21 protein-coding genes are annotated in these 25,456 nt (G+C 31.4%); 10 read left to right on the top strand and 11 right to left on the bottom strand.

The window, feature by feature from the left end:
- Nucleotides 1–5: 5 nt before the first annotated feature.
- The 3 genes from ACN0WB_RS04860 to ACN0WB_RS04850 are packed head-to-tail and all read right to left on the bottom strand — an operon-like array spanning nt 6 to nt 2,555.
- Entirely contained in the window at nt 6–851 is an 846-nt protein-coding gene (locus tag ACN0WB_RS04860) for an isoaspartyl peptidase/L-asparaginase (RefSeq protein ID WP_417429402.1), read from the bottom strand.
- Between the two features lie 5 nt (nt 852–856).
- The gene (locus ACN0WB_RS04855; protein ID WP_417429400.1) at nt 857–1,633 is read right to left on the bottom strand and encodes an NAD(P)-binding domain-containing protein; all 777 of its coding nucleotides are present in this window, start codon (nt 1,631–1,633) and stop codon (nt 857–859) included.
- Between the two features lie 34 nt (nt 1,634–1,667).
- Nucleotides 1,668–2,555 (bottom strand): cyanophycinase, encoded by an 888-nt coding sequence (locus ACN0WB_RS04850; RefSeq protein ID WP_417429398.1) that lies wholly within the window; start codon nt 2,553–2,555, stop codon nt 1,668–1,670.
- Between the two features lie 198 nt (nt 2,556–2,753).
- On the opposite strand from ACN0WB_RS04850, the gene cphA reads away from it, so the two are divergent.
- From cphA to ACN0WB_RS04830, 4 genes are read left to right on the top strand one after another with little or no spacing between them, the layout of a single operon-like run.
- Nucleotides 2,754–5,384, top strand: coding sequence for a cyanophycin synthetase (gene cphA, locus ACN0WB_RS04845; protein ID WP_417429396.1), 2,631 nt, complete (start codon nt 2,754–2,756; stop codon nt 5,382–5,384).
- A 54-nt stretch (nt 5,385–5,438) separates the two neighbouring features.
- A complete protein-coding gene (locus ACN0WB_RS04840) occupies nt 5,439–5,681 on the top strand; it encodes a hypothetical protein (RefSeq protein WP_417429747.1) in 243 nt (80 codons plus the stop codon).
- The gene (locus ACN0WB_RS04835; protein WP_417429394.1) at nt 5,594–5,782 is read left to right on the top strand and encodes a type II toxin-antitoxin system RelE/ParE family toxin; all 189 of its coding nucleotides are present in this window, start codon (nt 5,594–5,596) and stop codon (nt 5,780–5,782) included. Before ACN0WB_RS04840 ends, ACN0WB_RS04835 begins: the two co-directional genes overlap by 88 nt.
- A gap of 5 nt (nt 5,783–5,787) precedes the next feature.
- Entirely contained in the window at nt 5,788–6,096 is a 309-nt protein-coding gene (locus tag ACN0WB_RS04830; protein ID WP_417429392.1) for a helix-turn-helix domain-containing protein, read from the top strand.
- Nucleotides 6,097–6,215: 119 nt separating this feature from the next.
- Here the strand turns inward: ACN0WB_RS04830 and ACN0WB_RS04825 are convergent, their stop codons facing one another.
- From ACN0WB_RS04825 to ACN0WB_RS04790, 8 genes are all read right to left on the bottom strand, one after another.
- Entirely contained in the window at nt 6,216–7,394 is a 1,179-nt protein-coding gene (locus ACN0WB_RS04825) for a hypothetical protein (protein ID WP_417429390.1), read from the bottom strand.
- A 3-nt stretch (nt 7,395–7,397) separates the two neighbouring features.
- Nucleotides 7,398–8,234, bottom strand: a complete 837-nt coding sequence (locus ACN0WB_RS04820) for a type 1 glutamine amidotransferase (protein WP_417429388.1) — start codon at nt 8,232–8,234, stop codon at nt 7,398–7,400.
- 45 nt (nt 8,235–8,279) lie between these two features.
- Nucleotides 8,280–9,386: a carboxylate-amine ligase gene (locus ACN0WB_RS04815; protein WP_417429386.1), complete on the bottom strand. Its 1,107-nt coding sequence runs from the start codon at nt 9,384–9,386 to the stop codon at nt 8,280–8,282.
- Nucleotides 9,387–9,424: 38 nt separating this feature from the next.
- Nucleotides 9,425–10,399 (bottom strand): ATP-grasp domain-containing protein, encoded by a 975-nt coding sequence (locus tag ACN0WB_RS04810; RefSeq protein WP_417429384.1) that lies wholly within the window; start codon nt 10,397–10,399, stop codon nt 9,425–9,427.
- A gap of 35 nt (nt 10,400–10,434) precedes the next feature.
- Complete coding sequence (locus ACN0WB_RS04805; RefSeq protein WP_417429382.1) at nt 10,435–11,148, bottom strand: alpha/beta hydrolase-fold protein; 714 nt, start codon at nt 11,146–11,148, stop codon at nt 10,435–10,437.
- 15 nt (nt 11,149–11,163) lie between these two features.
- The gene (locus ACN0WB_RS04800; protein ID WP_417429380.1) at nt 11,164–12,369 is read right to left on the bottom strand and encodes an ATP-grasp domain-containing protein; all 1,206 of its coding nucleotides are present in this window, start codon (nt 12,367–12,369) and stop codon (nt 11,164–11,166) included.
- A 108-nt stretch (nt 12,370–12,477) separates the two neighbouring features.
- On the bottom strand, nt 12,478–13,896 hold the full coding sequence (locus ACN0WB_RS04795) for a leucyl aminopeptidase family protein (protein ID WP_417429378.1): 1,419 nt from the start codon (nt 13,894–13,896) through the stop codon (nt 12,478–12,480).
- On the bottom strand, nt 13,889–15,001 hold the full coding sequence (locus ACN0WB_RS04790; protein WP_417429376.1) for an alpha/beta hydrolase: 1,113 nt from the start codon (nt 14,999–15,001) through the stop codon (nt 13,889–13,891). The genes ACN0WB_RS04795 and ACN0WB_RS04790 overlap by 8 nt, the downstream gene beginning before the upstream one ends.
- A 202-nt stretch (nt 15,002–15,203) precedes the next feature.
- Here ACN0WB_RS04790 and glgB point away from each other — a divergent pair, with 202 nt between their 5' ends.
- From glgB to odhB, 6 genes are all read left to right on the top strand, one after another.
- Nucleotides 15,204–17,237 carry a 1,4-alpha-glucan branching protein GlgB gene (gene glgB / locus ACN0WB_RS04785; protein ID WP_417429375.1) on the top strand — a complete coding sequence of 678 codons (2,034 nt, stop codon included), beginning with the start codon at nt 15,204–15,206 and terminating at the stop codon, nt 17,235–17,237.
- A gap of 18 nt (nt 17,238–17,255) precedes the next feature.
- Nucleotides 17,256–18,662: a glycogen synthase gene (locus ACN0WB_RS04780; RefSeq protein WP_417429373.1), complete on the top strand. Its 1,407-nt coding sequence runs from the start codon at nt 17,256–17,258 to the stop codon at nt 18,660–18,662.
- A 14-nt stretch (nt 18,663–18,676) separates the two neighbouring features.
- Nucleotides 18,677–19,945, top strand: a complete 1,269-nt coding sequence (locus ACN0WB_RS04775) for a glucose-1-phosphate adenylyltransferase (RefSeq protein ID WP_417429371.1) — start codon at nt 18,677–18,679, stop codon at nt 19,943–19,945.
- Between the two features lie 116 nt (nt 19,946–20,061).
- Nucleotides 20,062–21,096 carry a polyketide cyclase gene (locus ACN0WB_RS04770; protein ID WP_417429369.1) on the top strand — a complete coding sequence of 345 codons (1,035 nt, stop codon included), beginning with the start codon at nt 20,062–20,064 and terminating at the stop codon, nt 21,094–21,096.
- Between the two features lie 239 nt (nt 21,097–21,335).
- Nucleotides 21,336–24,134, top strand: coding sequence for a 2-oxoglutarate dehydrogenase E1 component (locus ACN0WB_RS04765; RefSeq protein ID WP_417429367.1), 2,799 nt, complete (start codon nt 21,336–21,338; stop codon nt 24,132–24,134).
- A gap of 58 nt (nt 24,135–24,192) precedes the next feature.
- Complete coding sequence (odhB, locus tag ACN0WB_RS04760) at nt 24,193–25,428, top strand: 2-oxoglutarate dehydrogenase complex dihydrolipoyllysine-residue succinyltransferase (RefSeq protein WP_417429365.1); 1,236 nt, start codon at nt 24,193–24,195, stop codon at nt 25,426–25,428.
- The last annotated feature ends 28 nt before the right edge of the window (nt 25,429–25,456 follow it).

The raw sequence follows: 25,456 nt of genomic DNA, 5'->3' as shown, positions 1-25,456 counted from the left end.
AAAATTTAATCAAAAACTTCAAAATTCTCTCCATCAAAACTGGCAAAAACCATCGTTGGAAAAGAATCTTGATGGAAAATATTTCCTTTAGAATCAATTGCAATTGCACCTGCAAAACCATCAATTTTCGCTAATTCTGTGAAAGTTTTTCTAAAAGCTTCTTCAATTTTAAAACCGTCCGAAACCCGCGTTACAATCTTTGTTGCAGTAGCGTTACTTACAATATCTTCGCCAACTCCGGTGCAACTTACAGCACAAAATTCATTGGCAAAATTTCCCGCAACTGTTGCAGAATCTGAAATTCTCCCTGGAATTTCAAATCCTTTTCCGCCTGTAGAAGTTGCTGCTGCTAATTTTCCGTTTTGGTCTAAAGCAACACAACCAACAGTTCCTTTTCTTAAACTTTCTACTTTGGATAAATATTCTTTTCTGCGTTGCGGAGTTTCTGTGGAATAATCTTTAAACCCACTTTCTGTAGCATATTTTTTTGCTCCAACTCCACCTAAAACACGATCCTCTACAGACATTAAATTTTGTGCAACAAAAATGGGATTTTTTATATTTTCTATATTTATGACACCAGAAAATTTCTGTGAATCTCCGTCCATTAAAGATGCACTCATTCTAATTACACCGTCGCTTTGTATTTGTGAACCTGTTCCTGCATTATATAGTTCATCATTTTCTAGTAGAGAAACAGCGTAAGAAACAGTTTCTAAGGCGGTGTGATTTTCTAAATAATCAAAAGCGAGTTTTGCGGTTTCTTTTAAAGAATTTTGTTTAGCAATTTTCACTTCTTTGCTTTGGTCACTTTCAGAGAAAAAACCACCGTGGATTATTATTTTATTCATGAGTTTTATTTAAAATATTTCGGATTTGGATGAATAAATTTATAATTTAATCTTTCAATAATTTTAACTGAAGAAATTCTTTTTCCAAATTTTTGGTCATCTATTTTTTCACAATTATTTTTTGTTTGACAATTATAAACTTCAATTTTTGACGGATGATTTGGTGAAACAAAATTAAAAGTTTCGCAGTTAATATTTAATTTAATTAAATCTAAAAACACTTTACAAATATCTTCGAAATGTGTGTGATTTACTACTTGATGAGGTTCTGCAATTTCTTTATTTTGATAATACTTAGAAAAAATTCTATCGTCTCCCATTAAACCGCCAAACCTTAAAATATTAAGTTGAGGATAATTTTCTTGCATTAATTTCTCAATGCTAAAAATACTTTGATTTAATAAATTTTCAGAAACTGAATTTTCGGTAATTATTTCTTCAATTTGTGGATAAATTCCTGTGGAACTGCACAAAAAAAGTTGTCCTTTAAAATCACCAATAAAATTAATAATATTCTGAAATCTTATTTTTAAAGTAGAAATTGGAGTTCTTTGCGAAAATGGAACGGTAATAATTATAATATCCTGATTATCAAAAATTTGTTGATAATTAGAAATTTGTTGGTCAGAAAATAAAATTAAATGCGGATTAAAATTGAGCGTTTTAAGTTCATTTAATTTCTCTTTGGAAGTTGTGGTAGTAAATATTTCAAACGAACCTGAAACTTTTTTAGCGATTTTTTTTCCTAACCAACCGCAGCCAATGATACCTAATTTTTTCACGGCTCTAAGTTAGATAATTTAAAAAGAAATCGTGCTATTTCACCATCGGTATAGGAGAATATTGTGAATTATTGATAGTTAAATCTTTGGTTTTTAAATCAAAAGAATCATTTAAAGACATCACGTGAACTACGAGATTATCGATAGAAATCGGTTGTCCAAGTTCAATATTTGTAAGATTCGTATCTTTTATAAAACGACCATCTACAATAATTACCAAGCCGGAACCAATTGTTGTCATCGTTTCATTATAAATAAATAAACCGGTGTCTTCACCAAGACCAATTCCTAAAGTTCTCGGATTATTTACCACAGATTGAAATAATCTTCCGATTCTGCCGCGTTGCACAAAATGGGTGTCAATAATTACATCATCTATAAAACCTAAACCTTGTGTTGTTTTTATTTCTCCTTTTAAAAGCGATTCATGACTTGTTCCTTGGTAAATCATAGTTTCTGACGCCGCTGCAGCTCCTGCAGAAGTTCCAGCGTAAAGAAAATCTTCGTTCTCATATTTTTGTAACAATGCTTCGTGAACACGAGTTCCGCCTAAAATAGAAGTTAATCTCAGCTGATCTCCGCCGGTAAACATTACAACATCTGCACAGTTTATTCTGGCAACTATTGCATCGCTATTTGCTTGTTCGCGGTTTGCAATATCTAAAATATTTACGTTTTTTGCTCCTAAAAATTCAAATGCTTTTTTGTATTCTGGACCTACAATTTGTGGAATTTGAGAAGCTGTTGCAACAATTTCTATTACAGAATCATTTTTTAATTTAGATTCATCAATGATTTTACGGAGAATACCGCGTTCAAAGAAATTAAGGTTTTTTTCTACTTTCTGGTCGTAGTCAGTTTCAGAAAAGCTACCTTTATTTACAGCACCACCAATTACAATTAGTTTTCCCTTTGGATTCATGCTTGCAAATTTAATTAAAATTAGATAATTGCTAAATCTTTTAAAATATATTTTCAGTAGATAATTTAAATTGTTCAAATATGTAGAATGAATCTATTTAATTTTTTAATTTTAAAGCAACACTGTTTAATTATTAATAGCTTTATACTATATTTGAAATATTATTCATTTTAACATTTACCAAAACCAATTTCTCTTATGAAAATTGAAAAAATACAAGTTTTAAAGGGACCCAATATCTGGAGCATAAGAAGAACTAAATTAATCCAGATGAGATTAAATTTAGAAGAACTTGAAGAATATCCGACTAACAAAATTGATGGATTTAGAGAAAGAATTGAAAATTTAATTCCCTCTTTAATTTCTCATCGCTGTTCTGAAGGAGTAGAAGGAGGATTTTTTTCGAGGATAGAAAGTGGAACTTGGATGGGACATGTTATAGAACATATTGCTTTAGAAATTCAGACTTTAGCAGGAATGGACACTGGTTTTGGACGAACAAGAGAAACAAAAACAAAAGGAATTTACAATGTTGTTTTTAGTTATTTGGAAGCAAAAGCAGGCGTTTTTGCTGCAGAAGAATCAGTTGCAATTGCAGAAGCTTTAATAGAAAATAAAGATTATGATATTGATGGTTGCATTCAAAAATTAAAAGAAATTAGAGAGCGTGAGAGATTAGGTCCTTCAACTGGAAGTATTGTGGAAGAAGCAACTTCAAGAAATATTCCTTGGATTAGATTAGGTAAAAATTCTTTGGTACAATTGGGTTATGGTAAAAATCAACAAAGATTTCAAGCAACAATTACTGGTTTAACGAGTTCTATTGCAGTTGATATTGCATGTAATAAAGAATTAACGAAAATAATGTTGGGCGACGCCGCAATTCCTGTTCCTTCTGGAGATTTAGTTGTAGATAAGGAAGATTTAGAATATGTGATTAAGAAAATTGGTTATCCTATAGTTATAAAGCCTCTAGACGGAAACCACGGAAAAGGTTCATCAATAAATGTGAACGATTTTGAGACCGCTTTAGTTGGTTTAGAACATGCGCAACAATATGGAAAAAAAGTAATTGTAGAAAAATATATTACGGGTTTTGATTTTCGAGTTTTGGTAATTGATCATAAAATGATTGCGGCTGCAAGACGAGTTCCGGCGCATGTTGTAGGAGATGGAAAGAAAAATATTCAGGAATTAATTGATACTGAAAATAGAGATCCACGCCGCGGTTATGGACACGAAAATGTTTTGACAGAAATTTTGGTAGATAAAGATACCAATGAATTATTAGAAAAATTAAATTATACCTTAGAAACTATTCCTCAGAAAGGTGAAATAATTTATTTAAAATCTACTGCAAATCTTTCTACTGGCGGAACTTCAATTGATGTTACTGAAATGGTGCATCCAGAAAATGTAATGATGGCTGAAAGAATTTCGCGTATTATTGGTTTGGATGTTTGTGGAATTGATATTATGGCAGAAAATCTCACACAACCGTTAAAAGATAGCGGTGGTGCGGTTTTAGAAGTTAATGCTGCTCCAGGTTTTAGAATGCATTTAGCGCCGTCTGAAGGTTTACCGAGAAATGTTGCGGCTCCAGTTGTAGATATGCTTTACCCGCAAGGAAAAGAATTTAGAATTCCAATTATCGCTGTAACAGGAACAAATGGAAAAACGACAACTACAAGAATTATTTCGCACATTGTAAAAAATAATGGTTATAGAGTTGGTTTCACAACTTCTGATGGAATTTATATTCAAAATACAATGCTTTCAAAAGGCGATACAACAGGACCAATTTCTGCAGAATTTGTTCTAAAAGATCCAACGGTAGAATTTGCTGTTTTAGAAACAGCACGGGGTGGGATTTTGCGTTCTGGACTTGGTTTTAATACTTGTGATATTGGTGTTTTAACCAATATAAAGGAAGACCATTTGGGAATCAGTGATATTCACAGTTTAAAAGATTTAACGCGTGTAAAACGGGTAGTTTTAGATAGTATAAAAAAATCTGGATGGGCAGTTTTAAATGCAGATGACGAATATTCTATGAGAATTGCCGATGATTTAGATTGTAAAGTGGCTGTTTTTAGTTTAGATGAAAAAAATCCATATATTAAAAAAGCGTCAAAAGAAGGAAAAATAACCTGCGTTTATGAAGAAGGATTTATTACCATAAAAAAAGGCGACTGGAAGATTAGAATTGAACGTGCAATTTTAATTCCCATTACAATGGAAGGAAAAGCTAAGTTTATGATTTCTAATGTTTTGGCTGCAACTTTGGCATGTTTCCTATACGGTTTTAAAATTGAAGATATTGCATTAGCTCTAAAAACATTTATCCCGAGTGCAGAATTAACTCCTGGAAGATTAAATATTTTTAAATTTAAAAAATTCAAAGTTTTAATAGATTTTGCGCATAATCCAGCTGGTTATGAAGCGATTGAAGATTATCTAAAATCTGTAGATGCGACTAAAAAAATCGGAATTATTTCCGGAGTTGGCGATAGAAGAGATGAAGATATCCGAGAATGCGGTAAAATTGCAGGTAGAATGTTTGATTATATCATCATTAGAAATGAAAAACATTTGCGTGGTAGAACCGAAGAAGAAATAAATTCTTTAATAATTGATGGAATAAATTCTTCTGAAAGACACGTCACTTATGAATGTATTCCAAAGGAAATTGAAGCTTTGAAACATGCAATGAATATGGCGGAAGAAGGAACTTACATCACAGCTTTGAGCGATGTGGTTTCTAATGCGATAGAATTGGTGCAAGAATATCAATTGAAGGAAATGCAGGAAACGCAGAATTTGAGTTAAGAATTTGTTTCCTAGATAAGAAACATTTATATTTGTTAAAAAATTACCCAATGAATGAACAAATATAAATTTAGAGTTCAGCTTTTAGAAGAAGTAGATATATTTTTGGCAAGTCTTGACAAAAAATCTAGAGACAAAATTTTATATAATATTTGGAAAGCCAGAAGCACAAATGATAAAGAACTTTTTAAAAAACTTCAAGATGAAATTTGGGGGAATTCAGAACAAAGTTTAATAAATCTTATTTTCGGCTTTTTGCCTTTTGGGATAAAACAGATAGAAATGATACTGTTGTAATTTCAACACACGGTTTGATTAAGAAAACCGATAAAATTCCGAAAACCGAAATTGAAAGAGCTGAAAAAGTAAGAGAAAAATATTTTAACGAAAAAAAATAACAGAAATGAAAACATATAGTTTAGAAGATTTAACCGACAAATATATTGGCAAAATGGGAACTGAAAAACGGGATAATTTTGAAAACGAACTTCGTCTTGATTTAATTGGACAAGCCATAAAACAGGCGAGACAAGAACGAAATTTAACGCAAGAAGAATTAGGCGAATTGGTTGGTGTGAAAAAAGCACAGATTTCAAAAATTGAAAATAGTACAACAGATGCAAGATTTACAACAGTTTTAAAAGTTTTTGCAGCTTTAGGTGCAAAAGTGAATTTTAATGTTGAACTCAATAATGTGAAAGTGGCGTACTAATCTTATTTTTAAATTTTTGCAAGAATATCAATTGAAAGAAATGCAGGAAACGCAGAATTTGAGTTAAAAATAAAAGCCGCTGTTAAAAGCGGCTTATTTTTTTAGTCTAAATCATTTTTCTACCCAAAAAACGCATTAGAACTTCCAATCCAAATTGCATCTTTTTTATTAAAATCTACATTTACCATCGCGGCTTTCGTCATTCTTACGAGATTATCCATTAAAATTGGTTCAGCTTCGTCTTCTTTCCATAGATATAAAAGTCGGATTTCAGCTTTAGAAAATTCTCCGTTAATATCTCTAAACAAAGGCTCGTAAGTAACTTTTCTTTGTAAAATATAATTTTCTTTATCCAAAATTTTATTGATCACTTCTTGCGTTGGGTTTAAATTTACACCAGCTCCTGCAAAAGAAAACAAAGGTTTTAAAACAAAATTTTCTAAATTTTCATCAGAAGGAAATTGATTTAAAAAATAACTTTTCGGAATATAAGCATGTTCTAATTTTGGCAAAATATATTTTGAAATTTTAAAGAACCAATTTGGATGCGTAATCCATTTTACATCAACTTCTTCACGGAAATCAAACTCCGTTTTTAAGTCTGGGAGATTTTCTAATTCATCAAAAATAACACGGTTATAAATTCTATTAATTGGAATTAATTTTCCCTCATTTTCATAAAATAATTTCTTTCCTTCTTTTTTAATTTTGGTTAAACACACGGTTTTTATTCCTAAAAATTTCTCAGTTAATGCAAAATCAACTGCGGTTTTTTGTTTTTCAGGATAAATTTCTAAAAGAATAACATTTTCAGGATTTTCATCACCCACAATTACATCTTTTAAAATATCTGCATAATCAGATTTACTCGGAGGATTTTTCACTTCTTTCAAAAATGGATAAACTTCCGTCACTATATCATCATACACTTTCTGAAATGCGTACAAAGTAGGGAAAGCTTGAAGTTCAATTAATTGTGGTACAATTTCGCCTTCATTATTTTTACAAATTCCAAAATCAATTGCTAAAAAATGTGGTTTTGAAGTGTCATTCGGAACTCTACAATTATCGGGAATTGCTTTATCCAAATCTTCCGAAGACATTTTTTTTACTTGCTTAATGATAGAATTAGAAGCGTCTAATAATTTCTCCTGAAAAGATTTTGGTAAAAAAATCGGACTTTCTGATAAACGGAAACCAATTTCTACACCAGATTTTTCTAATAATTGTTGATGAACATCTTTATATTTCTCTGGAGTAAATTCAGAATTAAATAAATCACGGTATTTTTTTATCATAATTTAATGATTTGCTAAACTAACTTTTTTTAAAATTTGTGATGCAGCAAAGTTTAGAAATCTAGGTAAAATTTGAGCTTGAGTTAAAATAATTTTGTCATCATCGTTCATTCTATCAATGGTTTCTAAATATTTTTCCATACCATAATTTTCAATCATTGCTTTTCTGTTGGTTTCTTCTTTTAGATTTTCCATCATCCCAAAAGGATCTGCTTCTGGGTGAAATTGTGTACCGAAGATTTCTTCTGAAAATTTTATCGCCATTACAGCGCGTTCCAAATGAATGTGTGGTCGCAATTTTTCAAGTGCCATGATTTCCATACCTAATTCTTCAAACCGTTTCATATTGGGTTCTACAAATTGATAAGCTCTGGAATCTACTGCGAAGAAAGGATCGGGTAAATTTTTAAATAAATAATAATTTTTGGCTTCGTCTGTTTTATGAATTGGCATTACTCCAAATGAATAAGAATTTCTTTTACAAATATTTCCTAAATTCCAATGGATGCAAGCAATTTGAAAGGAATGACAAATTAAAAATGCAAATTTTTTCTGTGAATTTATTTTATTATGAAGCCATAGCTGATCTAAAAATTCAGAATATTTTGCTTCCCATTCATAACCTTCTTGATGTGGATTTCCCGGTCCACCCGAAGAAATAAAAATATCAAAATCTTTAATATTTGGTATTTCATTTTTATATCGAACATCAAAATAAGTGATGTTTACTGTGTTCTCATTATTATCTTTAAAACGCTGGGAAATTTCTTTAATATTTCTCATACCTTGATTGACGTGATTGTAATTCATATCAAGCAAAGCCATTCTTATCTCTTGCATAATTCCATTTTTTCTTGGTGTAAAAATACGATTTTTTGAAATTTTTTAGAAATTTATACCATATTCAGTTTCTGTAATCATATAATCTACTACTTTTTCTAAACTCCCAGTTTCTTTGTAAATGCGCAATTGGCGATCTGCACCGCTTCCATTTTTCATAATTTCCCATGCATATTCTACTTCACATCTACAATCTAATTCATCTACAACATCATCAATAAATTCTAATAATTCTTTTAATAAATCAACATATGGAATTTCTTCTTCTTTGCCGAAATCAATTAAACGTGCGTTAATTCCGTCTTTTGCAGCACGCCATTTGTTTTCATTTAAAAGCAATCTTCGGTAAGATCTGAAACTTAAATTTTGCTGATGAAGTTTGTGAATTTTTGCTACTAAACATTGCATAATTGCAGCAAGACAAACCGTTTCATCTAATCTCATAGGCATGTCGCAAATGCGAAATTCTATAGTTGGATAAAATGGATGAACGCGTAAATCCCACCAAATTTTCTTCGCATTATCAATCGTTTTTGTTTTTACTAAAAGATCCACGTAGCTATCAAATTCTGCAGCGCTATTAAAAAAACTTGGAATTCCTGTTCGTGGGAATTTCACGAAAATTTCCTGTCGATAAGATTTAAAACCCGTATTTCTTCCAATCCAAAAAGGCGAATTTGTGGAAAGTGCATAAACGTGAGGTAAAAAATAACGCATTACATTTTGAATTTTTACACCTTCTTCACGATTTGGAATTCCAACGTGAACGTGTAAACCAAAAATTAAATTTCCGCGAGCAACATCTCCCATGTCATCTACAATTTTATCATATCGATCATGTTTTGTAATGGTATTGGTTTCCCAATTTGAAAAAGGATGAGTTCCACCACCAGAAACGCGCAAATTTTGTTCATGTGCGGTTTTAATTAAATGCCTTCTCAAATCAGTTAATTCTTGTCGGGCTTGTTTAATATTTTGGCAAATTCCTGTTTCCATTTCCACCATAGATTCATGCATCTCGTGTTTGAGATTTTCACTAAGAACGGCTTTTCCGCCTTCAATTATTTTAGAAACATGTGAGACTAAATTTCGGGTTTCTACATCAATTATTTGATATTCTTCTTCAATACCGATTGTGAAAGTATGATTCATTTGTGTGAGTTTTAATTAAAGCCTAAAAATTTCTAACCTTATTTGGCGGAATTTTTGACAAAATCTCCCCAAGAAATATTCACTTTTCCAGGAACATATTCTTTGGCTTTTTCAATTGCTAATTTTGCAGAATGTTCTACAATCCATGCGAAATTTTCTTCACCCACAGAGTTTTTATCTGCATCTGGAGCTGGATTACAGAAATCTATGGCGTAAGGAATTCCATCTTTTACGGCAAATTCTACTGTATTAAAATCATATCCTAAATGTTCATTCATTTTTAAAGTATAATCATGAATTACTTTTAAAATATCTTTTAATTTCTGACCAGAATATTTAGATTCTGTCACATATCTTAAATGATGTGGGTTTCTGGGTTCATAAGGCATTATATGTACATATTTTTTACCCAAACAATAAACGCGGTAATAATCATCAAAAATAATTTCTTCTTGTAACATCATCACAAGTTGCTCAGTTTCTTTCAGTTTTTCCCACATATCTTCTGGGTTTTCTACACGATAAACGTTTTTCCAACCGCCTCCATCGTGCGGTTTCATATACGCTGGAAAACCAATATATTCAAAAATATATTCCCAATCTTGTGGAAATTTTAAATTTCTAAATGAAGTTTCTGTTGTATTTGTTGGTCGATCATTTGAGGGCAAAAGAACTGTATTTGGGAGTGGAATTCCAATTTTCGTCATCAAAGCATTATTTAAAAACTTTTCATCTGCGCTCCACCAAAATGGATTGTTAATAACATAAGTTCCACTTACAGCTGCATTTTTAAGATAAGCGCGATAAAAAGGAACGTCTTGCGAAATTCTATCAATAATTACGGCGTAACCAGAATCTGCGCCTTGTTCACATTTATCAATATTTACTGCTTCGGCTACAACTTCGCCATTTCCCATTTCATTCACTTTGTCAATAAAAGCCCAAGGAAATGTATCTTCCATTCCGAATAAAATTCCGACTTTTTTTACTGTTTTATCTGCCTTTTTTGCCATAATATTTCTTTTAGTTTTATTTGATGTTGTTTAATTTAAGAAAAAAATCTTCCAATAAATGTTGGGAAAACCATTCGCCAAAGTGGCCAATCGTGACCAATCCATTTTTGTTCATCGTACCAATGATTAATTCCTTTTTGTGCTAAAATTCCTGCCATTTCCCGGGTTTGTTCCAAACAAATATCTTGATCTGAAGTGCTTAAAACAATGTGCATGTGTTTGTATTTCCAAGCTTCATCATTCATTACAAATTCTCTTGGACAGTTAAAATAGACTTTTTCACTTTCATAACCATCCATAAAATCTCTTATTGTAAAAGCGCCGGAAAGACAGAATAAATGCGAAACAACATCGGGAAATCTGAATGCGAAATTTGCTGCGTGATAACCGCCGAAACTTGCGCCTGCAACTGCAACGCGATGTGTTTGATGTATTTTTTGAATATAAGGAATAAATTCTTGAATTAAAAATTGCACATAAAGTTCATATCTACGAATTCTTTCTTTTGGAGAAATAGATTTATTGTAAAGGCTAATTTCATCAAAAGTTTCAATGTTGTATAATTTCACTTTTCCATTATCTACAAACCAATTAATACTGCTGTTTAAATGGAAATCATGGTTTTGTGTGTATTGTCCTTTGGAAGTGGGAAACATAATAATTGGATAGCCGAAATGTCCGGTAATTTCCAGTTTTAAACTTATTCCTAAAAGATGAGAATAATAATCTATATGTTCTATTCTTGGCATAAAATATTTTTAAAATTAACTTGTTGGTCTAGTTTGGGGCGGAATAATATTTAAAACATGATCTAAAATTTGAGTTGCGCCTTCATCTAATCTTTGCTTAATCATTTCCTCTTTATCGGATTTATAAACAATTCCGATGTGATAATCTAAATTTAAGAATTTATAAATTTCTTCGCATTCAAATTCTTTTGTATTTGGATGTTTTTCTTTAGCTAAAGATACAATTAATCCTGCGTAAAATCCTGTAGGTTTTGGCAAATCGTATTTTTTACTTCTTAAAAGGGAGTCTTCAATTTTAGCCCATTCATGCCAAATATTTATACCGCTTGATGCCTCAATTAAATCTGGAATATGTGCTCCTCCAACTCTTGAAGAAGTTTCAAGAAAATACCATTTTCCATCATCGCCCAAAATGAATTCTGTGTGAGTTGCGCCATTAATTAAGCCAAAACTTTGCAGAACTTTTTTATTTTCTCTTTCTAATGCTTTGTATTTTTCAGAATATCTTCCTAAAGTTTTTGTCCGAAAAACGCCGCCATCATGTGCAACATTCATTGGTGGAGAAAGGTATTGAGCGCAAGAAGTAAAAATTATTTCTTTGTCATAAACCAAACTATCGACATGAAAAACTTTTCCAGGTTTAAAACTTTCCAATAAAAATAAATACCGTTCTTCTTCTAATTTTTCTAAGGAATTCCAAAGTTGCTCTTTAGAATTTATTTTTTGAATTCCGCTTGCAGAAGCTTCAGAACGTGGTTTTAAAACCCACGGAGAAGGATTTTTATCACAAAAATTTGTTAATTTTTCATCATTAAAAACGGAGCAAAATTCGGGAACATTAATTCCACAATCTTTAGCTCTTTGTCGCATTGCCAATTTATCTCGGAAATAACGGTGTGTAGTTTGTCCCATTCCCGGAATTCTAAAAGTCTCTCGGAGCATTGCTGCTTTTTCTACGTCATAATCGTCTAAAGCAATTACTGCATTAATTTGGTGTATTTTCATTAAATGACTAAAACCTTGAACTAAATAGTCTAAATTCCAACCGCCATGTTTTACTTCGGTCATATAATAAACTTCGTCTATTGATTTCCAGGGCCAATCTTTAGATTTTAAATTATCAGAAGTAATGAGAATAACTTTATTTCCTAATCTTTTTAATTCTTCTAAAAAGTCACCGCCTTTATAATAGCAAGATATACAAACAAAAATCTTCTCCATATCCTAAATTTTTAATCTTATACAATTTTAGAATATTTAATTTAGAAAAGCAACTAAAACACAAGAAAAATTGAAGAAAATTCACTGCATTCAGAGAAATGATAAATTTTATTCTTTACACACTTTTTCTATGTAATTTGTAAGTAGTTGAACACCATATCCTGTTGCTGCATATTCTTTAGCGTAATTTACTTTTCCAAAAGCAACTCCTGCAATGTCTAAATGCGCCCAATTGGGATGATTTTCTATAAAGTTTTCTAAAAATTTTGCTGCAGTTATACAACCTCCAACTGGCGAAGAAGGAAGATTTTTCAAATCTGCAACATCAGAATTTAGCATTTCTTTCCAAACGTCCCACATTGGTAAATTCCATAATTTTTGATTGGTAGAATTTCCAGAAATTTCTAAATCTTTAATTAAAATCTCATTATTTCCGAAAAGTGCTGCTGCAGTATTTCCTAAAATCCGAACGGCACTTCCTGTTAAAGTCGCCAAATCAATTAAAATATCTGGATTATAATTTTTCACCATATAAGAAAGTCCGTCCGCCAAAGTCATTCTTCCTTCTGCATCGGTATCAATTACTTCTATAGTTTTTCCGTTATAAGCGGTGATTACGTCACTTGGTAAATAAGATTTTCCTGAAACCGCATTATCTGTAATGGGTAAAATTGCAGTGATATTTATTGGTAATTTTCTTTCTGCAGCGGTAATTAAAGTTCCGATAACTGCAGTTGCTCCGCCCATATCACTTTTCATATAATGGAGATTTGTACTGGCTTTTATGGAAATTCCACCGGTGTCAAAAACCACACATTTTCCCACCAATCCAATTGTTTTTTTAGCATTTAGATTTGAATATTTTAAAATACAAAATGCCGCTTCTTCCGCACTTCCTTGGTTCACAGAAAGATAAGCTCTCAAACCTTTTTCTTCACATTCTTTTCTATTTAAAATTTCCAAATCAAAATTATATTCTTTGGATATTTTTTTAAGAAAATCAGTAATAAGTGGCGCTCTTTTGTAGTTTGCAGGTTTATTCAGCCAATCCATACATGCAAATTGTCCTTTGCAAATTGAATTAACATTAGAAATGATTTCTACAATTTCTTCATTAGTTAAATTTTTAATATTTAATGAAAAACTCTCTTGCCAAAATGGATGTTCAGAATTAAAAGGATAATTATAAGTGCCCAAAAATAGACCTTTTACTAATTCTAAATTTTGATTAAAAGTGAGATTTTCAGAAATTATTTCTGTTGAAACTGCCTGTAAATTTTTCTTTTGAGATTGTGAAAAATTATTCCCAATTTCTTGATAATCAATGTCTGCTGAAACAGCTCCAGTTCCTATTAAATAAATGGTTGAATTTTCTGTATTTACCGCAAAAATTTCTTTTTTCTTTCCATTAAAAAAATGACTTGTATTTTTCGGATAATTATTCTGAATTGTTTCCCAATCTTTTTCACTAATAAAGTGAAATTTTTGAGTAAAATTTATTTCTGAATCTGAACTTATTTTAATCATTTTTATTTTTTATTTTTTTAGTTGGATCTTCTAAAGAATCATAATAGAGCCATTCTACAGCTCGTGGAAATTCTTGAGACCAAAAGAATTCCTGATGTTTCCCTTCTGGATTGATATTGATTTTTGTTTCAAAATCGAAAACTTTATCGAGTTCTCCTTTTTCTAAATATTGTGAAAATGCTTTAATTCTGTTTACCATTTTAGAACCTTCTTCTTCGCCACCATAAAGATAAATCTTCATTTTAAAGGCATGTTTAAAGTTCAGCATCGGGAAATTATTTTGTGGTTCTACCCAGAGTGAAGGTGAGAAAAGCATTAATTTGGAATAGACTTCTGGATAAAGAAATCCGCTGTAAATACTTATTAATGCACCCAAAGAACTTCCTCCAATTCCAGTATTTTCACGGTCTTTTTTAGTGCGGTATTTTTCATCCACAAATGGTTTTAAAGTGTCTGTAATGAAACGAATATATTTTTTTCCTTCTGCATTTTTAATAACCGAATCATTATCAAAAATATATTCTTTAATTCTTTCCTCTTTTCCGTGTTCTATGGCGATTACGATTAAATCTCCGCGATGATATTCTGCGAGAAGCGCCAGTTTTTTATCTATTTCCCAATTACCAAATTCTGCGCCTTCATTAAATAAATTCTGCGCATCTTGAAGATATAAAACAGGATATTTTTTTTCGGAAGTGTAATAATCGTGAGGTAAAAGCGCCCATATTTTGCGGTATTTTTCTAATTGAGGAATGTAAAATTTTTCTGACACTACTTCTGCAATCGGGAAAAATTCTTTCTTAAAAGGACCCCAATTGATGCGCCATTTTTCAACAAAATCTTCTGTTTTTTTCTCAGATTTTTTTACTTTCCGGTTCGGTTGAATGTTATCATAAATATCTATTTCTACATTTTCCCATCCCCCTTTTGTAAATTTATATTCAATATTTTCTGGTAAATCCGCGTCGTTTAGAATTAAATTATACTTAAAATTTTCTACTTTTTTAAGCTTAAAGTTCTCATCTTTTGGATTCCATTTATTGAAGTTTCCCGTTAAATAAATAATGCGATCATCATCATCTGATGTCTCTAAATTGAACTGCATTTATAGATTATTTCTTTATTTCTTTTTTCATTTGCTAAATTTAAAAAAATATCTTTCTTTTCTGATGTTTTCCTAAATATTATTCATAATTTTTATTTTGAAACTTATTTCTAAAATTTTTTGTCTCTTTTTGATGAATTAAGAATATTAATTCCTATTTTAGTTTGTTAGAATTAAAAAGCAATCCAATTTAATTATAAATATGCACGAAGTAGAACCTTTTTCACTTTTTACCGAACATGATATTTATTTATTTAAGGAAGGACAACATTTTCGACTTTACGAGAAATTTGGTTCCCATGAAGCAGAATTAAATGGTAAAAAGGGAATTTATTTTTCAGTTTGGGCACCGTTTGCAAAAATGGTTTCAGTAATAGGAAATTTTAACCAATGGAATTCTTACAGTCATCCACTTTTCCCAAGATGGGATCAATCCGGTATTTGGGAAGGTTTTATTCCTGAAATGAAATTGGGTGAAGTTTATAAATATGGCATTTTAACAAAGGAAAATATTTTATTAGAAAAAGGTGATCCATTTGCATTTAGTTGGGAACAAAATGTTCAAGCTGCTTCTGTAATTACTTCAACTTGGTTTGAATGGAAAGATGAAGATTGGCTGGAAAACCGCTACAAACATAATAATTTATCTGCACCAATTTCAGTTTACGAAGTTCATCTTGGTTCTTGGATGCGTGGAACAGATGATCCAGAACAATTTTTTAATTATCGTGAAATTGCTGAACGTTTGGTTCCTTATTTAAAGGAAATGAATTTCACACATGTAGAATTTATGCCGGTGATGGAATATCCATATGACCCGAGTTGGGGTTATCAAATCACTGGATTTTTTGCCGCGACTTCACGTTTTGGTTCACCACAAGATTTAATGTTTTTAATTAATGAATTACATGAAAATAATATTGGTGTTTATTTAGATTGGGTTCCATCACATTTTCCTGGAGATGCAAATGGTTTGCATTGTTTTGATGGTACTTTTTTATATGAACATGAAGATCCGCGAAAAGGTTTTCACCCAGAATGGAAATCTTATATTTTTAATTATGGAAGGCCAGAAGTAAGATCTTTTTTAATTTCAAATGCGATTTTTTGGCTCGATCGTTTTCATGCAGATGGTTTGCGCGTTGATGCTGTAACTTCAATGTTATATTTAGATTACGCCAGAAATGACGGAGAATGGGAACCAAATATTTTTGGAGGAAATGTAAATTTAGAAGCAAAAAAATTTCTTCAAGATTTTAATACTGCGGTTTATAAAGATTTTCCCGATGTAATGACTGTTGCAGAAGAAAGTTCAGATTTTCCTCTTTTAACAAAACCGGTTCATCACGGTGGAATTGGTTTCGGTATGAAATGGATGATGGGTTGGATGCACGATACTTTGAAATATTTTAAAAATGATCCAATAAACCGAAAATACAATCATCACAAACTGACTTTTGCGTCAATGTATATGTATAATGAAAATTATATGTTGCCACTTTCACACGATGAAGTTGTTCATGGAAAAAGCAGTTTAATTTATAAAATGCCGGGAGATGAATGGCAAAAATTTGCAAATTTACGCGCCATGTTTGGTTATATGTTTACACATCCCGGAGCGAAATTGCTCTTTATGGGAAATGAATTTGGACAAACGCATGAATGGAATTTTACACAATCTCTTGATTGGCATTTACTTGAACACAAAGTTCATAAAGGCGTTCAGGAATTTGTAAAAGAATTAAATTTATTATATAAAAATGAACCTGCTCTTTATGAAAATCAGTTTGATGTTTCTGGTTTTGAATGGGTGGAAGCGAATGATGAAGATAATTCAATTTACATTTATTTAAGAAAAAGCAAGCATGATAAAGAAGTAATAATGGTTGTTTTAAATTTAACACCGCGCGTTTTCGATTATAAAATTGGCGTAAATGAAGGCACTTTTTGGGAAGTGATTTTAAATTCGGATGACGAAAAATATGGTGGAAGTGGAATAGTTGCAGAAATTGTGGACGAAGAAGATGAACATTGGATGAACCGTGAAAATGCGATAATCTTAAAATTACCTGCTTTATCTGTCGTGATTTTAAAACAAAAAAAAATACTAAAGAAAAAAAATCAGAAAAAACTGGTTGAAAAGAAAACTGAAGATAAAGGTGCAGCTGTTAAAAAAGTGAGTGTAAAAACCAAAGCTAGAGTTGAATCAAAACCTATTGTAAAAAAAACCGTATAACCTATAAAGAAATAATTTATGACTATTTATCATCTCTCAATGGAATGTTATCCGGTTGCAAAAGTGGGCGGTTTAGCTGATGTTGTAGGAGCTTTGCCAAAATATCAAAACAAAATAAAAGGCGTCGATGCAAAAGTTGTAATGCCGTGGTATAATAAAAGTTTTTTCTACGAACATGAATTTGAAGTGGTTTTTGATGGTTGGATTCATCAATCTTTCAATATGTATCAAGTTCAAGTAATGAAAGAAAAAAATAATTCTTTGGGTTTTGAATTATATTTAGTAAGGATTCCTGGATTATTGGATAGAGATAATGTTTATGGATATTGGGATGAAAGTCAACAATATTTAGCATTTCAACATGGCGTTTTACATTGGTTAAGCGCAATGCAGATTCGCCCAGATATTTTACATTGTCATGATTATCACACCGGTTTAGTTCCTTTTATGATTGAAAATTGCCCAGAATTTAATTTTTTAAAAGGCGTAAAAACTATCGGAACAATTCACAACGGCGAATATCAAGGACAAATGAAATGGGAAATGAGTAATTATTTTCCGCATTTTGATGGTTGGAAATGGGGACTTTTAGATTGGAATGGTTATATAAATCCACTTGCAAGTATGATAAAATGTTGTCACGCTTTCACAGCAGTTTCTGGCGGATATTTGCAAGAATTATTTCAAAATTTTAAAGGTTTAGAAAGTTTAGTTCAACAGGAAAATCAAAAAGCTTTTGGTATTATAAATGGAATTGACACAGAAGTTTGGAACCCAAAAACCGACGAAATGTTATCTTTTAATTTTAATTTAAAAAATGCGGTCGCCGGAAAATTAAAAAATAAAAAAGTACTTTGTGAGACTTATAGTATAAATCCAGATTTACCATTATTTGGTTTTATAGGAAGATTTGCAACAGAAAAAGGTGCAGATTTATTACCAGAATTGGTACAAAGAGGAATTCAGCAAATGCATGGTGCATTTAATATTATTATTTTAGGTTCTGGAAATAGTCATTTAGAAGAAGAATTACAAAATCTGAATTATACTTTCACCAATTTTGCTTTAGATTTGGGTTATAAAGAATATCTTTCACATCAGATTTATGCATCCGCAGATTTCCTTTTGATGCCGTCTCGTGTAGAACCTTGCGGATTAAATCAAATGTACGCGATGAGGTACGGAACAATTCCACTTGTTCGGTATATTGGTGGATTAAAAGATACTGTAGAAGATATTTCCACAGGAGGCTCTGGAATAAATTTTGGAGATGCAACAGTAGATGCAATTATTCATAATATAGATAGAGCGCTACATATTTACAGCCAAAAAGATTTAATGAAAAATCTTATTGAAAACAATATGAAAAAAGATTTTTCTTGGGAATTATCTGCTCAGAAATATGTAGATTTATATAAGAATTAAAAAACTGAAAAAATATGAAACACCAAGTTATATCCATAGTTTTAGGAGGTGGGAGAGGAAGCAGATTATTTCCGCTCACATTTTCTCGTTCAAAACCTGCTGTTCCAATTGCGGGAAAATACAGATTGGTAGATATTCCAATTTCAAATTGTTTGAATTCTGGCTATAATAAAATCCTTGTTTTAACACAATATAATTCGGCTTCTTTAAATTCTCATATCAAAAACTCTTATCATTTTGATACTTTTAGTAAAGGTTTTGTAGATATTTTAGCGGCGGAGCAAAATGTGGAAAGTGATGAATGGTATCAAGGAACAGCGGATGCTGTACGTCAATCTATGAAGCATTTGGAAAAATACGATTACGATTATATTCTAATACTTTCTGGTGATCAATTATACCAAATGGATTTCAGAGAAATGATAGATTTTCACTGCGCAAATGGTGGAGATATTACAATTGCAACCATTCCTGTAAATGCAAAAGATGCAACGGGTTTTGGAATATTAAAATCGGATCAAGAAGGTAATATTACTTCCTTTATAGAAAAGCCAAATGAAGATCAACTCGGAAATTGGAAAAGTGAGGTTTCAGAAAAAAGTAGAAATTCTGGCAAAGAATATTTAGCATCCATGGGAATTTATGTGTTTTCTAAAAAGGTTTTAAAGGAAATGTTTATGGAAGATTCAGGAGACGATTTTGGTGGAGAATTAATTCCAAATGCAATCGGTCATCACAAATTATTAAGTTATCAATTTGATGGTTATTGGACGGATATCGGAACGATAGAATCTTTTTTCGAAGCCAATATGGATTTAACACGAGAACTTCCACAGTTTAATTTATTTTCTTCCTCACCGGTTTACACTCGCGCAAGAATGTTGCCTCCTTCTAAAATAAATGGCTCATTTGTAAGCAAAACCATTTTTGCAGATGGATGTATAATTTTAGCAGATAAAATAGAAAATTCATTGATAGGGAATCGCTCCAGAATACAACGTGGAACAACGTTGAAAAACTGTTATATGATGGGTGCAGATTATTATGAGAGCGAAGAAACTAAAATAAAAAATGGCGAAAACCAAATCCCAAATATGGGAATTGGAGAATATTCTCATATAGAACAAGCCATTTTAGATAAAAACTGCCATATTGGAAATAATGTAAAAATCATTGGTGGTAAACATTTATCAGATGGCGATTTTGAAAACCATTCTGTGAAAGATGGAATTGTTGTCATAAAAAAGGGCGCAATTATCCACGACAACACGGAGATTTTTTAATCCATAATCTCACAAAAATGAGCTTAAGTCTTTAAGCTCATTTTTTTTAAAAATAATATCTTTGCAACAATCTAAAAAGGTAATTATTTTATCTTGTAATTCTTAAAAATAAATTAATGCGCTGGTTTAAGTTCGCGGTATTTTTTGGCATTTTCGCTTTTGCAGCGTATTATTTTTCTGCTTCTTATATGGAAGATTCTAAAACTTTTAGTTCCAAAAAAGAACTGAATTATTCCGTAGAAAAATTATTTCCACAATTTAATAATTTACAAAACTTCACCAAATGGAATACCTTTTTTAAAGGACATAAAAATTACCACTATTCATTTTTTACACCTTATGAAGGTAAAAATAGCGGCTTAACTTATTATAATGAAAAAAATGAACGAGAAGGCGATTTATTTATAAAATTTTCTGAAGAAAACCGCGCTATTCGTTATTATCTTTACACCGAAACCAATGTAAATCCTTTCATTTTGGAAGTTAAATTTAAAAAAATTGCAACAGATAAAACAGTAATTACATATCTTCTAAAAACACCTAAAATTCCGATTATGAGTCGGCCCTTTCATGTGGTTTCTGAAGATGATTTTACAGATAATTTAAATAATAGTTTGGTCAATCTTTCTAATCTTTTAAGCAATAAAGTGGATAAAGAAATACAAATGTCACGTCTTAAATTTGACAGTATAATGGTTGAAAATGAAGGAAATAGTATTCTTTTGGGCGTTAATGTAAGTTCTTCAAATAAAAAAGATGCACTCTTAAAAAACATTATTTTAAATCACAATAAAGTAAAAAACTTCCTCCAAACCGATCTTCAGAAAGAGGAAGATGAGTTTGGAACGCCCGTTTTAATTACTGATCCAAATAGTTTAAAAGACAAAGAAGTGTCTTATTATTATGGTTTTCCACTTTCCAAAAAAATAAATGTTACAGATAATAATTTCATTTACAGATATTTGACTCCCAAAAAATATTTAATTATTTATTATAAAGGAAATTATCTAGGCAGAATAAATAGTTTGAAAAAATTATTTGCAGAAGCAAAAAAAGAAGAATTAAAAACGGGTCAACTTTATGAAACTTTTTTAGAACCTCCTTCAGAAAGTGGAGAAGTAACTTTGAAATTGGCTTTGGAGATATTATAGAGAATGAGATTTTTTTTATTCAATATCTTGTTTTACTAAGATCAATTTTTTTTTCTTGTAAAGTTTTTTTCATTTAAAATTTTTTAATAAAGAATTATCCATTTTAATGTCTGAATTTAAGGAAATTCTCTATAATTTTAGGTATTTTTAACTTGCTTTAAACTTTCCATATTCACTTATTTTTGTTAAATTTGTACATTAAATAAGTATCAATAAAAAAACAGTTAATCTGTAACTAAATGGACAAATTTTCATTCCTGAATGCTGCACACGCTCAACTCATTGATGATCTGTATCAACAATACTTAACTTTCCCAGATTCTTTAGAACCTTCTTGGAAATCTTTCTTTCAAGGTTTTGATTTTGCACTAGAGAATTATAATGAAGAATCTGAATCTTCAGTTTCACAACCTTCAAATTATGTAGCTCAAAACTACAAATCCGGCGAAATGCCAGAAGATATTAGAAAAGAATTTCTTGTTATTAATCTTATAGAAGCTTATCGCAGTCGTGGTCATTTATTCACCAAAACAAATCCCGTAAGAGAACGGAGAGTTTATTTTCCAAATTTAGATATAGAAAATTTTGGTTTAAATAGTTCCGATTTGCAGAAGGTATTCAATTGTGCTACAGAAACTGGGATGAGCAAACCTTCTACTTTACAAGATTTAATTAATCATTTAGAAAAGATTTATTGCGATTCCATTGGTGTAGAATATATGCACATTCATGATGTAGAAGAAAAGAAATATATTCGAAATTGGATTCAGAAAAATGAGAATCAGGCAGATTTATCCAAAGATGAAAAAATTGAAATTTTAAAGAAATTAAATCAAGCCGTAGCTTTTGAGAGTTATTTACACACAAAATTTGTAGGTCAAAAACGGTTCTCTTTGGAGGGAAATGAATCTTTGATTCCCGCTTTAGATCAACTGATTTCTCGTGCTTCTAAACTCGGTGTAAATGAAGTTGTTCTTGGAATGGCGCATCGTGGAAGATTAAATGTTTTAACCAATATTTTTCAAAAATCCTACAAACAAATTTTCTCAGAATTTGAAGGAAAAGAATTTGAAGAAGATGTTTTTTCTGGTGATGTAAAATATCATTTAGGAGCCTCAAAAAAAATCACAACAGAATCTGGAGAAGAAGTAAGGATTAATTTGACGCCTAATCCTTCACATTTAGAAACTGTCGCAGCTTTAGTAGAAGGAATTTGTCGTGCAAAAGTGGATCATGAATTTAAAGGTGATTTTAACCAAGTTTTACCAATAATTATTCACGGAGATGGCGCAATTGCAGGACAAGGAATTGTTTATGAAGTGGCGCAAATGATGAATTTGGAAGGTTACAAAACTGGCGGAACTGTTCATATTGTAACGAATAATCAAGTTTCATTTACTACAAATTATCTTGATGCAAGAAGTTCTACTTATTGTACAGATATTGCAAAAGTGACAGATTCTCCCGTAATGCATGTAAATGCAGATGATGTAGAAGCTGTTGTTCACGCCGTAAGATTTGCAGCAGACTTCCGTAAACAATTTGGAAAAGATGTTTATATCGATTTGTTAGGTTATAGAAAATATGGCCATAATGAAGGCGATGAACCGCGTTTTACACAACCACAACTTTACAGCTTAATTTCAAAACATCCAAATCCAAGAGAGATTTATAAAGATAAACTCATTGAAAATAAAACACTTTCTACAGAGGTTTTAGATAAAATGGAACATGAGTTTAAAGCACTTTTAGATGAGAATTTTGATGCTTCAAAACAAATCGAAAGAAATACGATGGACGTTTTTATGGAAGAAGATTGGAAAGATTATCCAATCGATAAATCCGGCGATGTTTTGAAGGTTTATAACACAAAATTTGATATTGAAAAATTAAAAAAATTAGCTATACAAATCGCCACTTTACCGAGTGATAAAAAATTTATTAAGAAAATTTCCCGGTTATTTGACAACCGTTTAAAACAAGTAGAAACCGACACTTTAGATTGGGCGCAAGGTGAACTTTTGGCTTATGCAACACTTTTAGCCGACGGAAATAATGTTAGAATTTCTGGTGAAGACGTTGAACGTGGAACTTTTTCTCACCGACATGCAGTTGTAAAAACCGAAGATGCGGAAGAGGAATATGTGCCGTTAAAACATGTTGCAGAAAACCAACAATTTGATATTTATAACTCCTTTCTTTCTGAATATGCTGTTTTAGGTTTTGATTACGGTTATGCAATGGTCTCACCAAATACTTTAACAATTTGGGAAGCACAATTTGGGGATTTTGCCAATGGTGCGCAAATTATTATTGACCAATATTTGGTCGCGGCAGATGATAAGTGGAAAAGTCAAAATGGTTTAGTTATGCTTTTACCACACGGTTCTGAAGGACAAGGAGCGGAGCATTCTTCTGCAAGATTAGAACGATTTTTAACTTTAGCAGCCAATGAAAATATAATTGTCGCAAATTGTACCACTCCTGCGAATTATTTCCATCTATTGAGAAGACAACAAAAATTCCCATTTAGAAAACCTTTGGTTGTGATGACACCGAAATCTTTGTTGAGACATCCGAAAGTAATATCAACTTTTGAAGATTTAGCAACTGGAGAATTTCAACCTATTTTAGATGATGCTTCTGCAAACGCCGACAAGATAGAAAAATTGGTATTTTGCTCTGGTAAAATTTATTATGAATTATTAGCCAAGAAAGAAGAGATAAATGATGAAAAAATAGCTTTAGTGCGTTTTGAACAACTTTATCCTTTGCAAACTAATAAGATTGATGAAATTTTAAATAAATATAAAAACAGAAAAGAATTAATTTGGGCACAAGAAGAACCAGAAAATATGGGAGCTTGGAGTTTTATGTTAAGACATTTCCGAGATCAAAATATTCAGGTTATTTCTCCAATTCCAAGTGGAAGTCCAGCTCCTGGAAGTCACAGAAAATTTGAAATTGTACAAAATGATATTATAAATCGTGTTTTTTCTACACACGATGCACCAACTAAAAAACCATTAACCGCATAAATTTTTTATTTTTGCATTGGCTTAAATTTAATAAAAAAGAACTCTAAAAAATAAACAAATGTCTATATTAGAAATGAAAGTTCCGTCGCCGGGAGAATCTATCACTGAAGTTGAAATCGCAAGTTGGCTTGTGAAAGACGGCGATTACGTTGAAAAAGATCAACCAATTGCAGAAGTAGACTCTGATAAAGCAACTCTGGAATTACCCGCAGAAGAAAGTGGAGTAATTACTTTAAAAGCTGAAGAAGGAGATGTGGTTGCAGTTGGACAAGTAGTTTGTTTAATTGATAGAGATGCTGCAAAACCTTCTGGAGAAGTAAAAACTCCTGAAAAAACATCAGAAGTCAAAACTGAAGTACCAAAAGTTGAAGAAAAAAAATCGGAACCTGCGAAAGTTGAAAATAAATCTTACGCCGCAAATACACCGTCTCCGGCTGCTCGCAAAATTTTAGATGAAAAAGGCGTAAATCCTTCTCAAGTTTCTGGAAGTGGGAGAGATGGAAGAATTACCAAAAATGATGCAGAACAAGCTTCTGTTGCATCTATGGGAATTTCTCACAACGCAGGATCGCGTGGTCAAACAACTTCCAAATTATCTATGTTGCGTAGAAAAGTAGCAGAAAGATTGGTTGCCGTTAAAAACGAAACTGCAATGTTGACAACTTTTAACGAAGTTGATATGAGTGAAATTTTTAGAATTAGAAAACAATATAAAGAAGAATTCGCTGCAAAACATGGCGTTGGTTTAGGTTTTATGTCTTTCTTTACAAAAGCTGTGGTAAGAGCTTTGCAAATGTATCCGCAAGTAAATTCAATGATTGACGGAAATCAAATGGTTTCTTATGATTTTTGTGATATTTCAATTGCAGTTTCTGGACCAAAAGGTTTGATGGTTCCTGTGGTGAGAAATGCAGAAAATATGTCTTTTAGAAATATTGAAGCATCAATCAAAGATTTAGCAACAAAAGCGAGAGACGGAAATATCACAGTGGATGAAATGACGGGCGGAACTTTTACCATTACAAATGGTGGAACTTTCGGTTCCATGATGTCTACGCCGATTATAAATCCACCACAATCTGCAATTTTGGGAATGCATAATATTCTACAAAGACCAATGGCAATCAACAATGAAGTGGTTATTCGTCCCATGATGTATGTTGCAATGTCTTATGATCATAGAATTATTGATGGTAAAGAATCTGTAGGATTTTTAGTTGCGGTAAAAGAAGGAATTGATAATCCAGTTGAAATTTTAATGAATGGAGACGAAAGAAAAGCTTTAGAATTATAAAATTTTAATTTAAATATTTTTAAAATCC

The sequence above is a fragment of the Halpernia sp. genome, assembly GCF_048269545.1.
GTDB lineage: Bacteria > Bacteroidota > Bacteroidia > Flavobacteriales > Weeksellaceae > Halpernia.
The sequence above is the reverse complement of the archived record's forward strand: the minus strand, read 5'-3'. Positions and strand labels throughout refer to the sequence as shown.

Excerpts from the sequence above, each read along its gene's own strand:
- ACN0WB_RS04775 (WP_417429371.1), top strand. The coding sequence starts at position 18,677 with ATGAAACACCAAGTTATATCCATAGTTTTAGGAGGTGGGAGAGGAAGC.
- ACN0WB_RS04830 (WP_417429392.1), top strand. The coding sequence starts at position 5,788 with ATGAAAACATATAGTTTAGAAGATTTAACCGACAAATATATTGGCAAA.
- ACN0WB_RS04795 (WP_417429378.1), bottom strand. The coding sequence starts at position 13,896 with ATGATTAAAATAAGTTCAGATTCAGAAATAAATTTTACTCAAAAATTT.
- glgB (WP_417429375.1), top strand. The coding sequence starts at position 15,204 with ATGCACGAAGTAGAACCTTTTTCACTTTTTACCGAACATGATATTTAT.
- ACN0WB_RS04770 (WP_417429369.1), top strand. The coding sequence starts at position 20,062 with ATGCGCTGGTTTAAGTTCGCGGTATTTTTTGGCATTTTCGCTTTTGCA.
- ACN0WB_RS04765 (WP_417429367.1), top strand. The coding sequence starts at position 21,336 with ATGGACAAATTTTCATTCCTGAATGCTGCACACGCTCAACTCATTGAT.
- cphA (WP_417429396.1), top strand. The coding sequence starts at position 2,754 with ATGAAAATTGAAAAAATACAAGTTTTAAAGGGACCCAATATCTGGAGC.
- odhB (WP_417429365.1), top strand. The coding sequence starts at position 24,193 with ATGTCTATATTAGAAATGAAAGTTCCGTCGCCGGGAGAATCTATCACT.
- ACN0WB_RS04860 (WP_417429402.1), bottom strand. The coding sequence starts at position 851 with ATGAATAAAATAATAATCCACGGTGGTTTTTTCTCTGAAAGTGACCAA.
- ACN0WB_RS04810 (WP_417429384.1), bottom strand. The coding sequence starts at position 10,399 with ATGGCAAAAAAGGCAGATAAAACAGTAAAAAAAGTCGGAATTTTATTC.
- ACN0WB_RS04815 (WP_417429386.1), bottom strand. The coding sequence starts at position 9,386 with ATGAATCATACTTTCACAATCGGTATTGAAGAAGAATATCAAATAATT.
- ACN0WB_RS04800 (WP_417429380.1), bottom strand. The coding sequence starts at position 12,369 with ATGGAGAAGATTTTTGTTTGTATATCTTGCTATTATAAAGGCGGTGAC.
- ACN0WB_RS04825 (WP_417429390.1), bottom strand. The coding sequence starts at position 7,394 with ATGATAAAAAAATACCGTGATTTATTTAATTCTGAATTTACTCCAGAG.
- ACN0WB_RS04840 (WP_417429747.1), top strand. The coding sequence starts at position 5,439 with ATGAACAAATATAAATTTAGAGTTCAGCTTTTAGAAGAAGTAGATATA.
- ACN0WB_RS04780 (WP_417429373.1), top strand. The coding sequence starts at position 17,256 with ATGACTATTTATCATCTCTCAATGGAATGTTATCCGGTTGCAAAAGTG.
- ACN0WB_RS04850 (WP_417429398.1), bottom strand. The coding sequence starts at position 2,555 with ATGAATCCAAAGGGAAAACTAATTGTAATTGGTGGTGCTGTAAATAAA.
- ACN0WB_RS04805 (WP_417429382.1), bottom strand. The coding sequence starts at position 11,148 with ATGCCAAGAATAGAACATATAGATTATTATTCTCATCTTTTAGGAATA.
- ACN0WB_RS04820 (WP_417429388.1), bottom strand. The coding sequence starts at position 8,234 with ATGCAAGAGATAAGAATGGCTTTGCTTGATATGAATTACAATCACGTC.
- ACN0WB_RS04790 (WP_417429376.1), bottom strand. The coding sequence starts at position 15,001 with ATGCAGTTCAATTTAGAGACATCAGATGATGATGATCGCATTATTTAT.